At 51.1% G+C, this 13564-nt stretch carries 12 protein-coding genes; 8 read left to right on the forward strand and 4 right to left on the reverse strand.

Annotated elements, in window-relative coordinates:
• The first annotated feature begins 2 nt into the window (after positions 1-2).
• The 6 genes from R70331_RS02105 to R70331_RS02130 all read left to right on the forward strand — a co-directional run bounded on the left by R70331_RS02105 (position 3) and on the right by R70331_RS02130 (position 6872).
• The gene (locus R70331_RS02105; RefSeq protein ID WP_042172457.1) at positions 3-863 is read left to right on the forward strand and encodes an ATP-binding cassette domain-containing protein; all 861 of its coding nucleotides are present in this window, start codon (positions 3-5) and stop codon (positions 861-863) included.
• Positions 839-1717 (forward strand): energy-coupling factor transporter ATPase, encoded by an 879-nt coding sequence (locus R70331_RS02110; RefSeq protein ID WP_042172459.1) that lies wholly within the window; start codon positions 839-841, stop codon positions 1715-1717. Before R70331_RS02105 ends, R70331_RS02110 begins: the two co-directional genes overlap by 25 nt.
• Positions 1710-2501 carry an energy-coupling factor transporter transmembrane component T family protein gene (locus R70331_RS02115; RefSeq protein WP_042172460.1) on the forward strand — a complete coding sequence of 264 codons (792 nt, stop codon included), beginning with the start codon at positions 1710-1712 and terminating at the stop codon, positions 2499-2501. Before R70331_RS02110 ends, R70331_RS02115 begins: the two co-directional genes overlap by 8 nt.
• Before the next feature lie 19 nt (positions 2502-2520).
• Entirely contained in the window at positions 2521-4446 is a 1926-nt protein-coding gene (locus R70331_RS02120) for a peptidase U32 family protein (RefSeq protein WP_042172462.1), read from the forward strand.
• 189 nt (positions 4447-4635) lie between these two features.
• Positions 4636-5946: an aspartate aminotransferase family protein gene (locus R70331_RS02125; protein ID WP_042172464.1), complete on the forward strand. Its 1311-nt coding sequence runs from the start codon at positions 4636-4638 to the stop codon at positions 5944-5946.
• A gap of 41 nt (positions 5947-5987) precedes the next feature.
• Positions 5988-6872 carry a UbiA-like polyprenyltransferase gene (locus tag R70331_RS02130; protein WP_156131063.1) on the forward strand — a complete coding sequence of 295 codons (885 nt, stop codon included), beginning with the start codon at positions 5988-5990 and terminating at the stop codon, positions 6870-6872.
• A 1143-nt stretch (positions 6873-8015) separates the two neighbouring features.
• Here R70331_RS02130 and R70331_RS02135 read toward each other — a convergent pair.
• The 4 genes from R70331_RS02135 to R70331_RS02150 form a co-directional block, all read right to left on the reverse strand.
• The gene (locus R70331_RS02135; RefSeq protein WP_042172466.1) at positions 8016-8996 is read right to left on the reverse strand and encodes a polyprenyl synthetase family protein; all 981 of its coding nucleotides are present in this window, start codon (positions 8994-8996) and stop codon (positions 8016-8018) included.
• 18 nt (positions 8997-9014) lie between these two features.
• A complete protein-coding gene (locus R70331_RS02140) occupies positions 9015-9464 on the reverse strand; it encodes a hypothetical protein (protein ID WP_042172468.1) in 450 nt (149 codons plus the stop codon).
• Between the two features lie 188 nt (positions 9465-9652).
• A complete protein-coding gene (locus tag R70331_RS02145) occupies positions 9653-11533 on the reverse strand; it encodes an FAD-dependent oxidoreductase (protein WP_042172470.1) in 1881 nt (626 codons plus the stop codon).
• Positions 11534-11583: 50 nt separating this feature from the next.
• Complete coding sequence (locus R70331_RS02150) at positions 11584-12489, reverse strand: hypothetical protein (protein WP_042172472.1); 906 nt, start codon at positions 12487-12489, stop codon at positions 11584-11586.
• A 466-nt stretch (positions 12490-12955) separates the two neighbouring features.
• Here R70331_RS02150 and R70331_RS02155 point away from each other — a divergent pair, with 466 nt between their 5' ends.
• Together R70331_RS02155 and R70331_RS02160 are read left to right on the forward strand one after the other, a co-directional pair.
• The gene (locus R70331_RS02155) at positions 12956-13159 is read left to right on the forward strand and encodes a CsbD family protein (RefSeq protein ID WP_042172474.1); all 204 of its coding nucleotides are present in this window, start codon (positions 12956-12958) and stop codon (positions 13157-13159) included.
• A 61-nt stretch (positions 13160-13220) separates the two neighbouring features.
• Positions 13221-13487, forward strand: coding sequence for a hypothetical protein (locus tag R70331_RS02160; protein ID WP_042172476.1), 267 nt, complete (start codon positions 13221-13223; stop codon positions 13485-13487).
• The last annotated feature ends 77 nt before the right edge of the window (positions 13488-13564 follow it).

Consider the following 13564-nt stretch of genomic DNA (forward strand, 5'->3'; position numbering starts at 1 on the left):
ACATGAAGGAATTGTACAATACAAATGAAGCCGCAGATGAAGCAGTCATTTCTCTGGAAGGGGTAGCATTCGGGTATGATCCTGAGCACCCTATTCTGCATGATATCACGCTGTCGGTTCCCCGGGGCCAATGGGTAAGCATTGTCGGCCCGAACGGCTGCGGCAAATCAACACTCGTTAAGCTGCTGAATGCGCTGCTTCCCAAGAGTGCCGGGGAGATTATGATCAGCGGGCAGCGTTTGGAAGAAGATACGATCGGCTCCATCCGTGAGGGCATCGGCATGGTCTTTCAGAATCCCGATAACCAGTTTATCGGGGCTACGGTAGAGGAGGATATTCTCTTTGGTCTGGAAGGGCAGTGCTTAACCTACGAAGAAATGGACGTACGCCTGAAGCAGTATACAGAGAAGCTGGGAATCAGCGGGCTGCTGTCCAAGCATCCGGGTGAGCTGTCCGGCGGACAGAAGCAGCGGGTGGCGATTGCCTCTATTCTTGCCATGAAGCCAGGCATCGTCATATTTGACGAGGCCTCTTCCATGTTAGATGAGGGCAGCCGGAATGAGCTGCTGCATATTCTGCAGGGCTTGCGTAACGAAGGCTACACGATCCTGATGATTACGCATGATGCCGACGAGATTCTGGCGTCTGACCGGGTGCTGGTCCTTCACGGGGGCAGCGTGGCGGCCGATCTGAAGCCGGAGGAGCTGTTTCTCGATCACGAGCTTCTGGCAAAGTGCCATTTGCGCGAGCCGTATCCCTGGCAGCTTGCCCGTGAATTGCGGCGCTTAGGGATCGAAGCGGATGTTCCCGCCAGTGAAAAGGAGCTTATAGAGACATTATGGCCATACAACTACAGCAAGTAAGCTATACCTACGCTGACCGGAGCCTGTGGAGGCAGACGGCGCTGCATGATATTAATCTCAATATTGCCAAAGGGTCGATGGTAGGCATTGCCGGAGCCACGGGCTCCGGTAAGTCCACTCTGCTGCAGCTGTTCAACGGGATTCTCAAGCCGTCCCAGGGGACTGTCAAAGTGCTGGATGTGACCATTCAAGCGGGCGAAAAAGCGCCGAGGCTGCTGCCTTTGCGCCGCAGGGTCGGCCTGGTTTTTCAGTTCCCCGAGCAGCAGATGTTTGAAGAAACAGTAGAGAAGGATCTGATCTTCGGGCCGCTCAATTTCGGAATGAGCCCGGAGGAGGCTAAAGTGCGCGCCCGCCAGTCTATGACCGATATGGGGCTGGATCATGCGCTGCTGGAGCGTAACCCCTTCCGGCTAAGCGGCGGGCAGATGCGTAAGGCTGCTATCGCTTCCGTACTGGCGATGGACCCGGAGATTATTGTTCTGGATGAACCGACAGCCACACTGGACCCGCTCAGCCGTGCTGAGCTGATCGGTCTGCTGGAGCGGCTCTGCCGTGAGCAGGGCCGGACTATTGTTATTGTAACCCACCGGATGGACGAGCTGCTGCCTTATGCCGATCACTGGGCGCTGCTTAAGGAAGGCCGGCTGGCCTTTCAGGGGAGCGGGCAGGAGCTTGCGGCTGACCCGGACATTCTGGAGAGCTGCGGTCTGAGTGTGCCGCATTCGCTCCGGTATTGGCACGCGGTTGCCCGGCGGTTCGGCCTGGAGGGCGAGAAGCCCTGCCTGACTGCAGAAAGCCTGGCTGATCGGATCGCTTTGCTGCAGGCTGAAGGAATGAGGGATCGACATGAATGAACGTCTGCTGCTCGGACGCAGCATAGAGACCGGCTCTTGGGTACATAAGCTGGACGCAAGGTCCAAAATAACCGGAATGCTGCTCTATCTGGCTATTATTCTAATCTCGCATTCATGGGCAGCGATGGGGCTGCTGGCAGTATTCTCGGTAACAGTGATGCTGTCAACGCGTATCCCGCTCAAATATTTCATTAAATCGGCGAAGCCGTTGCGTTTTTTGATGCTGTTTATTTTTATTGTACAGATGCTTTCGGTAAAAGAAGGTGAAGCCTGGCTGACCCTTGGCTCCTTTTCCCTGTATGAGGGCGGTTTGCGGCTGGGTGCTTTTTCTGTAATCCGGATGCTGTTCCTGGTTACCTTTACCTCGCTGCTGACGTTTACGACGACTCCGGGTAAGCTGAATCAGGGGCTGGAGGGCATTCTTTCCCCGTTCAAGAAGCTGGGGCTGAAGCCTGACCGGCTGACGATGATGATCGGACTTGCCCTGCGCTTTATTCCGACGATTCTGGATGAATCGCAGATTATCCTGAAGGCACAGGCCTCACGGGGGGCGGATCTGAAGGAGCTGCCGCTCAAGGAAAAGGGACGGATGCTGGTATCGCTGCTTGTACCTGTAATCACAAGCGCCTTCCGCCGGGCGCAGGATCTGGTCTATTCCATGGAAGCGAGAGGCTTCCGTATGGATGCCCCGCGCACCCGGTATCACCGCCTGAGGTGGGGCACAGCTGATACTTTATTTGTCATTATGTTCATCATCATGGGAGTTGCAGTAGCTGTACTGTAATATTTAGGAGGAAGCGAGCATGGCACGTTTTTTTAATGGCAGGGAAATTGAATTATTGGCACCGGCAGGAACGTTTGAAATCTTCAAGGAGGTTGTTCAGTCAGCCTGTGATGCGGTTTATTTTGGCGGACCGGTCCTGAATATGCGGATGATGCGCAAGGGCTACAACCTGTCGCATGAGGAGATTGCCCAGGCGCTGGTGATGGCTCACAATCTTGATAAAAAAGTTTATGTTACCGTTAATAATCTGTTCAGTGAAGAAGACGTGGAGGAAGCAAGAGAGTATCTCAGATTCCTGGATGAGGTTCAGCCGGATGCGCTGATTGTGCAGGATATGGCTGTGCTGGAGCTGATCCGCGAAATGGGCCTGACCGTTCCGATCCATGCTTCCGTTATGATGAATGTCCACAATCTGGAGATGATCTACGCGCTGCGTGATCTCGGGGTCAGCCGGGTGGTTACTTCCCGTGAGATGGACCTCCAGACAGCGAAGCTGCTGGGGCAGAGAAGCGGAATGGAGCTGGAGTATTTCATTCACGGCGATATGTGCTCGGTCCACGGGGCCAACTGTTATTTCAGCTCCCAGGTGTTCGGAATGAGCAGCAACCGGGGCAAATGCATGAAGCCTTGCCGCTGGGATTACCGGATCAAGAAGGACGGCTATGTGTTCCCGGCTGAATATCCGCTGGCAGTCAAAGATATGTTCATGTATGAGCATCTGCCGGAGCTGATCGAATCGGGAATTACCTCTTTCAAAATTGAAGGCCGGATGCGCGATAAGGAATTCATGGTTATGCTGGCTAACAGCTACGGCGAGGCGCTTGACCGCTATATTGATGATCCGATCGGCTTTGACCGCAATGTAGATTCCAAAATGCTGCACAACAACCGCAAACGTGACTTTTCCACTGCTTATGCTTTTGGCAAACCGGGATTATCCAATATCAACCGCCGTTATGAGGGCACAGGCAAGTTCTATAGTACAGGTAAGGTATTCAGTACGCCTACGGCAGAGCGTGAGCTGTCGGAGAGCCGGGTTGTGGAGCTGCGCGAACGGATGGCAGAATTGAAAAAATCGCAATCCGCCAAGCCTGAGCTGGCAGTGCGTGTTAACAATATGGAGCAGGCGAAGCTGGTGCTTGAGCTGGGAGTAGAGCATCTGTATCTGCCGGGTGATGTGTTTGAGCCGGATCTGCCGTTTACCAAGCAGGATATTAAAGAGCTGGGCGCCATTAAAGGACAGACCAAGCTGTACCTGGGGATGCCGCGGATGATGACGGAGCTGCATTTTGACCAGTTCAGCCAGCTGCTGGGCGGAGAACGTCTGCCGGTTGACGGTCTGCTGGTTACGAATTTAGGTGCGATCCGCCGCTTTAAGGATATGGGCTACCCGATGATCGGGGATGTTAACCTTAACGTATACAACCATCTGGCCGCAGAGCTATACACAGAGCTAGGCTTGCAGAAGCTGACGGTTTCACCGGAAATGACAATGGAGCATTTTGCCGCGTTCACCTCCCGGAGCAATCTGCCGCTTGAAGTTGTCGTACACGGTACGCCGGCACTGATGTATATGGAGCATGACCTGTTTGAGAATACAGAGGTGATGGAGCCGATCGGTGAAGAGGATAACCTGCATGTAAACAATAGTGTACTGGTGCTCAAGACAGATAAAGGTGAAAATCCGGTCTACCGTGACCAATACGGACGCTGCCATCTGCTGTTCGCCAAAGAGCTGTGTTATCTGCCGGTGCTGGATGAAATGAAGGGCCTGGGAATTTCCACGTTCCGGATTGAGGCCGCTACTTATAGTGCAGAGGCGCTGCGGGCTATTATTACAGCCTATCAGGCTGCTATTGGCGGAAACGGGAATAAAGAGGACCTGCTGGGCGGGCTGAAGCCGGTATATGCAGGCTACACCCTGGGATCACTTCAGTTTAATTAATATTTCAAATTTAAAATCATACGCGGATGCAGTGTAATGAACCAACGCATGATTGTATAAGTGGCATTTTTCACAAGGGCAGGTCCGGATTAAAAAAAGGGTCAGCATTCTTTTCTTTTCCCCCTAAGCTTAGTTACACACGATATAATAGTAAGTAGACTTTTACCGAAGGAAAGCGAGGGCATCTTCATGGAACCAACATCATTTATCGGCAGAGAGGCTGTCGCCGCCAAGCGCAAGCAATATTTCTATCCTTGTACCGCACATTTTTACCGGGATGCCCCGCAGATTGTCCGCGGAAGCATGCAGTATGTCTATGATGAGAACGGCAAGGAGTATACGGATTTCTTCGCCGGTGTCTCTGTGGTGGCCTGCGGTCACTGCAATCCGGCTATTACAAGCCGTACCGTTGAGCAGCTACTGCAGCTCCAGCATACGTCAACTGTGTATTTGACCCAGCCGAGCGTTGATCTCGCTGAGCGGCTTGAAGCGGTGCTTCCAGGGAATCTGCGGCGCAGCTTTTTCGTAAACAGCGGCTCAGAAGCAAATGAAGGTGCGCTGCTGCTGGCCAGAATGCATACCGGACGCAAAGGATTTATTGCGCTGGAGAGCGGCCTGCATGGCCGCACCAATCTGACGATGAGTGTGACTGGCCTGCAGATGTGGCGGACTGATAACTATCTGGATGAGGATGTTACTTTTATTGAGCGGCCGTATCATCCTGATTTGACTCTGGAAGAGGCGGCAGCCTTGTCCATTAAGAGCCTGAAGCGGGTCCTGGAAGAAAAGGGTGATACGATCGCTGCGATGATTGTTGAACCGATTCAGGGCAACGGCGGCATGATTATGCCGGCGGCTTCGTATTTCCGCGAGGTCAAGGCGCTGCTGGAGCAATACGGCGTGCTGTTGATTGATGATGAGATTCAGACCGGATACGGCCGTACCGGCGCCATGTTTGCTATAGAGCATTTCGGAGTCGTTCCGGACATTATCAGTATGGCAAAAGCGCTCGGCAACGGCGTGCCGGTAGCAGCCTTCGCCACAACAGACGAAATTGCTGCTTCGTTGAACCGTCCATCGGCATCCACCTTCGGCGGTAATCCGGTCTCAGCAGCTACGGCGCTGGCTGTGCTTGATTATATCGAGGCTGAGCAGCTGGCTGCCCGGGCAGCGGAGCTTGGCGGGCGTCTAAAAGCCGGGCTGGAGCAGCTGCGTGAAAGCTATCCTGCGCTGGTCACTGATGTGCGCGGGGCCGGCTTCATGCTTGGTGCCGAGCTGGCCGGCAATGCGGCAGTCAGTGCTGCTGAGCTGACCGATGATGTGCTGGAGGAGATGAAGGACCGCGGCTATCTGATCGGGAAGAACGGCGTAGGCCGCAATGTTCTCGCCTTCCAGCCGCCGCTAATTGTTACAGCGGAGAATATTGACGGTATGCTGAAAGCGCTGGATGAGGCGCTGCTGCAGGCCTCACGCCGCTTGTCTGCAGCTAGGCAGGCTTAAGCAGCCGCCGGGGACGGAATCAAAGGTAAAGGACGAATACTATGGTAATTATGAATGCTTTTAAAACGACAGCCCTTAAGCTGAAAATGTTCAGTGAGCTGGTCATGTTCTCACATACTCTTTTTTCTCTGCCGTTTGCAGTCATCTCAATGGTCTGGGCTGCCGGAGGCTGGCCCTCCGGGCATATGATGCTGTGGGGGCTGATCGCCCTGATTGGAGCGCGTAATGGCGCCAATGCTTTTAACCGGCTGGTTGACCGGACCTTTGACAAGCAGAACCCGCGGACGGCACACCGGCATCTGCCGCAGCAGCTGCTGGCGGAGAAGGAAGTTGTCCTGTTTATTATTATTAACTATGCTGTCTTTATTGTTGCCTCAGGTATGCTGAATCTGCTCTGCCTGATCTTGTCGCCAGTGGCGATTGTCCTGATCTCCAGCTACTCTTACACTAAACGGTTCACATTCCTGAGCCATTTGTATCTGGGCTTCGTGATTGCCTCTGCACCAATCGGGGCATGGTTCGCTGTGACCGGGAACATTGCCTTTACACCGTTCGTTATCGGCACGGTCGTTATGCTCTGGATTGCCGGGTTTGACATCATCTATGGTACCCAGGACATCGAGTTTGATCGGCGGCATGGCCTCTGGTCAATCCCGAGCTTCTTCGGATTGAAAAATGCGCTCCTGATCTCAAAAGGCCTGCATTTCATCATGGTCATGCTTCTGCTCTTCCTGTACCTCTGGCGCGATCTGGGCTGGATGTATCTGGTGGGCATCGGCATAGCGACCCTGCTCCTGATGACAGAGCATCAGATTATCAAGCCGGCGAACCGCAAGCTGATGAAGGTGGCTTCTTATAATTTGAATCAGGTAATCAGTATGGTGATAGTACTGTGCACGCTGATTGATTATTTTTATATTAGCTAGGGGGGGCTTGCGTTCGCGCTGGCGCTCGGTAGGGGAGGCTCTGCTGCGAGGAATGTTTGGACTTCCGGCCGCTGTTATGTTTGGATTTCCTCATTTAACCCGCTGTCCGCGGTAGAAATCCAAACATACCATATGCTTCTGAGGCGAGCTTTCCTTCGGAAAGCTATCTGGCGGACGCTCCCGCTCCGTAAGGCTCAAAATTCCTCTCCGCTCGCTCTCACCTCGCTTGGCTAACAACAAAAAGACAACAGGCCTGCCCAGTTTTTGGGGCAGCAAGGGCGCGTAAAGGCTGGCTACGCGGCCTTTTTGCTGTATAACAACTGCTAAAGGCAAAGGCAAAGGCAAAGGCAAAGGCAAAGGCAAACAGCAACCGCCACCCCGCAAACCGCAAACCGCAAACCGCAAACCGCAAACCGCAAACCGCAAACCGCAAACCGCAAACCGCAAACCGCAAACCGCAAACCGCAAACCGCAAACCGCAAACCGCAAACCGAAACCGCGAACCGCAAACCGAAACCGCGAACCGCAAACCGAAACCGCGAACCGCAAACCGAAACCGCAAACCGCACCCCACACCCCACACCCCACACCCCACACCCCACACCCCACACCCCACACCCCACACCCCACCCCACACCCCACACCCCACACCCCACACCCCACACCCCGCACCCCACACCCCACACCCCGCACCCGCACCCCGCAACACACCTGACTAAACAATGCTCGCGGACGCTTTGCTGCGTTCACCTGGTTTAGCAAACGCAGCATTTAGTTCGATTTTCGCCAGCTAAATCCCTTATTTCGCAATAAATATAGCTACTAATTGGAAAATATCCACCTAATCCAGCATATAACTTCCTTTGACCGCAAAAATGGTAAAATTAACTGGACTTTTTCCCACTAACACTCCTTTCCTGATGGTTTACTGAGAATTAGGTAGCAAAATTCCACCTAAATAGTTTGCGTAATCCCAGTTAGCGCAATCCAAATTGGCGTGATCCGAATTAGCAGAATCCACAATTGCCGGAAGGCAATAGGCACTGAAATGCAAAAAAAAAGAGCCCGAAGGCTCTTTAATAAATAGTTAAAATTTTACACGTTTAAAAGCTGGCTTAAAGTGTTTATACATACCTTAATATCTCAGTAGTCACGGCCGGCAAAATACTGAAGCAGCGTCTCCAGATCGGCGTGAGCCGGGTACTCAGAGAGCTGCTGCACAATCGCTGCAGCCTGATCCAGATAGCTCTGGCTAACCCCGGCAGTGCGGGTAAGGGCATCACTGGCGGTGATGAGGCCGAGTACGTGAGAGATTTCTTCCTCTGAGGAGTCAGGACCAATCCTGCGGATCTCAGGATCGAGCGCAGGGTTCTGAAGCGCAAACAGCACAGGAAGGGTTACCTGGCCGTGCCGCAGATCACTGCCGGCAGGCTTACCCAGCTTCTCAGCAGACTGGGTGAAGTCAAGCAGATCATCCTGGATCTGAAATGACATGCCCAGCGCTTCGCCGAAACGGTAGAGAAGCTGCGCGACTTCACCGGGGCTCTCTGTGGAGAGTGCGCCGACCCGGAGGCAGGTAGCCATTAGCATTGCTGTCTTGTTGAGTGATTTCTCCAGGTATTGCTCGAGCGTCATATCATAATTGAAGGCATGCTCCATCTGCTGGTACTCACCGAGGCAGAGCTGAGCGGTAGCTACGGATGACAGGTCATGGACGTAGCGGTTTTTGTCCCCGGTATATTTGCTTAGCAGCTCGATAACTCTGGCTGACATGTAATTGCCGATGTGGACAGCAGACAGGACGCCTGTCTTTACATGTAAGGCAGCTTCGCCGCGCCGCAGCCCGGCATCGTCGATAATATCATCATGGATCAAAGAGGCGGCGTGAATAAATTCCGCAGCCGCAGAGAGCTGCAGCGTTCGGCGTCCGGGAGGCTTACGGCCGAACCGGCCGCCGACAATTACCATCAGCGGACGCAACCGTTTACCACCTGAGCCGATCAGCTGCAGAATACTCTGGGCGAGCTGCGATTTTTTGGGTACATCCTTATCACGGGCCACTAAATTTTCGATTTCACGGTTAATTTGGTTCAGGTCAATGTGTAAGGCTTCATGCAGCTTCATCTATCGGATTCCCACCTGTCAAATGGCTTTGCTTGTGCGGCTTCGCTGCCTGCTCTCCTGGAGAAGGAACTCATCGATTCCAGCCGCCGGATCATACGCTGCGAAGTCTCCATTTGAACGTCTGATCTGCATTTTCTTTAGGGTTGGAGCCATGTAAGCGACCAGGTCCAGCTCACGGCATTGCACGGCGAACTGCAGATAGAAGCTGTATAAATAATCTCCGTCCAAAATGTTGCGGGTAAGGCGGTGATGATGCGGGACACATTCCATATGGCGCTGTGCAGCCACGGTAAGAATAGTATAAATACCGAGTAAATGGACCTTGCGGTCATATTCCAGATCATGGCGTTCCAGTACCGCGAGCATCCGCTCACATTCCGCCGGAGAGAGGTCCAATTGAATACCGGCGACGCCAGACATTTCAGTCTGCAATTGCCGGAAGGTATCTTCAATGAGTTGTCTGTTCATTTAGCTTCTCTCCTTCATGCCGGTTTTGACGGAAGCATCCGTTACCCTGAATATCCCAACAAAACCAGTCTTTAAAACCTTGTTAAACAAGGAGAGTAATGTGTCGCAGGGACACATTACTCCTTGGAATACCTTATTCAAATGTAGCACAGATGCGCTATGAATTGCTAAAAAGAGATTGATTTACATCAGTCCGTGTACACATACCAGCGTCGTACGAGCGGGATTCTCTTCCACTGCTTCTTGAGCCAAGGCAGAACGTAGTAGTCAAGACCGAAGATGCTGCCGGATCCGCCGATAGTGGCAATTGCTGCCGCGATGTACCAGAGCATTTCCGTCGAGGCCATCTGGCTCGACCAGATCATAGCTGCCATAGCTATTGTTCCTAATGAAGCAAGAGCTGTGAACAGACCAACAATAAGCATAATACCGAAGACGATCTCGGCACAAACCATGCCGATTTGGAACCATTTAGCCAGGAACGTGTAAGTTCCATCGTTGTTGTAGAACATCAGATCCATGAACCAGTTCGTTGTATTGTGTACAAAGTCTGGAACCCAGAGAGCCTCTACCGCTTCTTTGGCTGTAGATACCGCCGAAGCTGCCGACTGTGCATCTACGGTCTCTTTAACTGCATCAACAGCTACACTGGCCGATGAAGCAGCGTCTGTAGCGAATGGAGCAGCAGGAATCAGGAAGATTTTATCCGGATCAACCCAGATTTTCTTGATCTTATCGATACCTTCATACAGCCACATACCCCCGAGGAGCATACGCAGCGGCACGAGCCAGAAGTTAGGCGAACGCTTGGAGAAGTGGCCGCCTAGGAAGCTCTTGCGGTTTTCTACATGGAAGAATTCGTGCATCATATAAGTCCATACTTTATTGAAGCCCACAACCTGGGACAGGTAGAACATATTAATAAAGTGTTTGGACAGCATAGCCATAAAGCCGGTAAGCATGAACATCTTGCTTGGAAGTCCAACGTTTGCTACACCATAGCGGCTGCCGATAGAAACCATCGTGCCGTGGAATCCTGGTTTGTAGGCTTTCTTAGCTGTGCCTTTGATGTCCGCTGTAATATTTCCGGCAATGATTGGAGCAGCTTGCTCAGCATTCTCAACCATTTGCGGTACTGGGCGGGTTTCGCCTTCAGGAATGAAGAAGATGTTATCTCCGACAACATAAACGTTCTTGTGGTCAACACTTTCCAGATGTTCATTAGTAACAATACGCTTGCGGCCTTCTTGTTTAACATCAAGGGTGCCTACGATTTCGGAGCCTTCAACGCCGGCAGTCCAGACAATAGTCTGAGCTTCGACAACGTTCTTCTCGCCGAGGGCAACACTGCCTTTGCCTACTTCGGTAATCTTGGCGCCAGTGACGATTTCTACTTTCAGCTTCCGCAGATGCGCTTCGGCCTTCTGGATCAGCTTATCAGGCAGAATTGGCAGAACCTTAGGAGCCATATCGGCAACAACCAGACGAACTTCAGAAGGGTCGATATAGAACTCTCTGCACAATTCATCGCGCTGTTCAGCCATTTCACCAACGAGCTCGACACCGGTAAAGCCGGCACCAATGATCACGAAGGTCAGCATTGCACGGCGTACAGCCGGATTTTTTTCCTTGGCCGCTTTGGTGTACATATCGCGGATTTGACGTTTCAGCGCTACCGCGTCGTCATAGGACCAGAAGGAGAAGGTATTCTCTTCAGCTCCAGGAATTCCGAAGAAGGTCGGTTTGCTTCCTGTGCCGATAACCAGGTAATCATAAGCATAAGTAGCTTTATCTGATTTAAGCTTCTTGTTCTTGAAATCAATGTTGCTGATCTCGTCAAGAACAACATCAACTTTAAGACCTGCAAAGATTTTCTTCAAATCGATCTTGATTGAATCCTCAGGCGCGCGGTTCGCTGAAACCTCATGCAGCTCAGTCAAAAGAGTGTGATAGGGATTCCGGTCGATAAGTTTAATTTCTACATCTTTGTCGTTCTTAAATTTCTTTGCCAGTTTCTTAGCCGTGAGTACGCCGCCGTAGCCGCCGCCCAAAATGACTATTTTCTTCAAGAGAAATTCACCTCATTCGTCTGATTAGCTGCAAGAGGAGAGCGAATTACTTATTTCGCGCCTTCGAGTGCTTTTTCTGCAAGTGTAAAGTATTCGCCTACGTGGATCGATACGCCGGAAATAGCGTCAGTTTTGCCTTCAGCATCCAGGGCAGGAGCTGCACCTTTGTTTTCAAGGAAATACTTTTCAGCCTGGGCAATCTGCTCATGCCATTCGGATTGGGCACCGCCGGCTTTCATGCCGTATTTGCCGTCAACGGAATATTGCTTCTTGTCGTCGCCAGCAGCATTCACGCCGCTGAATTTAACAGCTACAACATTACCGTTAGCAACAGTCAGGGCAACAGTGGATTTCCAGCCGGAAGTAGCATCCATTTCGCCTTCAGCAGTGTAGCCGCCGTCTTTGTAAGAACCGGCTTCTGCAGGACCGGCAGCAAGAGCAGCCTGTGCAGCAGCAGTAAAGTCGTTAACGTGTACGGATACGCCGGAGATAGCATCAGTATGTCCTTCAGCATCAGTAGTGATTGCAGCAGGATCTTGTTTTTCGATCAGGTATGCTTCAGCCTTAGCAGCCTGTTCATGCCATTCTGCTTGAGCGCCGCCCTTAGCAACAAGACCGTAGTTACCGTCTTCGGAAACTTTCTTCTTCAGATCGCCTGCATTTTTAACGTTGAACGCATTCCAGTCAGCCTTGGTGATTTTTCCGCCTTCAACTGTCAAAAGCGCGTAAGTCTGCCAGCCGGTTTCAGCATCTGCTTCAATAGTACCAAAGTAAGTGCCGTCCTGATATTGTCCTGCTTCAGCCGGAGCGTTGGTTGCCGCATCCGTTGCTGCTGGTGCAGTTGTTTCTGCAGGAGCATTGGTAGGAGCAGTGTTCGCAGCGTTGTTGTTTCCGCAGCCTGCAAGCAAAGTACCGAGAACCAGAGCGCTTGACAAAATTACAGAAGCTTTTTTCATTTGTGATGACCTCCAAATTAGTTTAAAATATATATATTAAAATGTAAAACATTTTAATAGACTTGGAAGTGATATTTATCACGTTATAAATGACAAATGTCACTCTTATTATCGGTAATAGATCTGTTTTGTTGCAGTCCTTTGACACTTATCAGTAAACATTGTGTAAAATTTAAAACATCTTCTTTCTGCTCCGAAGGCATTTTAGCATAATAAAACGGTGATACATGTGAAAATAATCACTTAAACCTAAAATAATTTATCTGTATCTAATTTATCTATATTCGGATTATATCAAATTTTAAAAGATTTGAATACCTTAATTAATAGACTATTATGTGACAAAATCCGACGCCGGCTCGCAGCCGTCCAGATTCACCGGAAGCAGCGGCGGGTAATACATCCATAGCACGTGAAACTCTGAATATACCTAACTACCAAAGGGAAACTAAGGAGATGAACATGTATGGACAGCAACGTATTTAAAGGAAAATGGCTTCAAATCAAAGGTGAGGCCAAGAAGCAATGGGGCCAGCTAACCGATGACGATCTTAATGTAATTGATGGTGAAAAAGATAAATTAATCGGCAAGCTGCAGGAACGGTACGGCCACACCAAGGATCAGGCTGAGCAAGAGTACCGCAACTGGGAGCAGTCTGTCCGCAAATAACGGGTTAATACCCGGGATAAGATAATACGCTAGTCACATTCGCATGAAGAGGCGGTGTCCCATGTACAAACCGACCGTCGTCGCAGGCAGGATTATCGAAGTACAGGCTGACAGGGTGCTTACGCAGCAAGGGGATATGTTCTGTACTTACAATCCCCGGTATTATAAGCTTCCTGATGCAGAGCTATGGACACAGGCGGAAGGTGAGCCGGATGAGGTGCATGAACCTGTTATTGAAAAAAACAGGGGATACCAGGTGCCTAAAAGGCGCTGGAACAGGATGCTGCCTTTGTTTTCGCCTCAGAAGAAGAGCGCAAATCGTATATGATTTGTGCTCTTCTTCTTTTTATATGCATTTATTATTACTATACATATATACAGCACGGTAGAACTGTGGTTTTATGG

Source organism: Paenibacillus sp. FSL R7-0331 (assembly GCF_000758645.1).
Classification (GTDB): domain Bacteria; phylum Bacillota; class Bacilli; order Paenibacillales; family Paenibacillaceae; genus Paenibacillus_AQ; species Paenibacillus_AQ camerounensis.

Bases quoted from the DNA above. Each gene is read 5' to 3' on its own strand.
- R70331_RS02160 (WP_042172476.1), top strand. From the start codon at position 13,221: ATGTACAAACCGACCGTCGTCGCAGGCAGGATTATCGAAGTACAGGCT.
- R70331_RS02125 (WP_042172464.1), top strand. From the start codon at position 4,636: ATGGAACCAACATCATTTATCGGCAGAGAGGCTGTCGCCGCCAAGCGC.
- R70331_RS02130 (WP_156131063.1), top strand. From the start codon at position 5,988: ATGGTAATTATGAATGCTTTTAAAACGACAGCCCTTAAGCTGAAAATG.
- R70331_RS02155 (WP_042172474.1), top strand. From the start codon at position 12,956: ATGGACAGCAACGTATTTAAAGGAAAATGGCTTCAAATCAAAGGTGAG.
- R70331_RS02110 (WP_042172459.1), top strand. From the start codon at position 839: ATGGCCATACAACTACAGCAAGTAAGCTATACCTACGCTGACCGGAGC.
- R70331_RS02140 (WP_042172468.1), bottom strand. From the start codon at position 9,464: ATGAACAGACAACTCATTGAAGATACCTTCCGGCAATTGCAGACTGAA.
- R70331_RS02105 (WP_042172457.1), top strand. From the start codon at position 3: ATGAAGGAATTGTACAATACAAATGAAGCCGCAGATGAAGCAGTCATT.
- R70331_RS02120 (WP_042172462.1), top strand. From the start codon at position 2,521: ATGGCACGTTTTTTTAATGGCAGGGAAATTGAATTATTGGCACCGGCA.
- R70331_RS02115 (WP_042172460.1), top strand. From the start codon at position 1,710: ATGAATGAACGTCTGCTGCTCGGACGCAGCATAGAGACCGGCTCTTGG.
- R70331_RS02135 (WP_042172466.1), bottom strand. From the start codon at position 8,996: ATGAAGCTGCATGAAGCCTTACACATTGACCTGAACCAAATTAACCGT.
- R70331_RS02150 (WP_042172472.1), bottom strand. From the start codon at position 12,489: ATGAAAAAAGCTTCTGTAATTTTGTCAAGCGCTCTGGTTCTCGGTACT.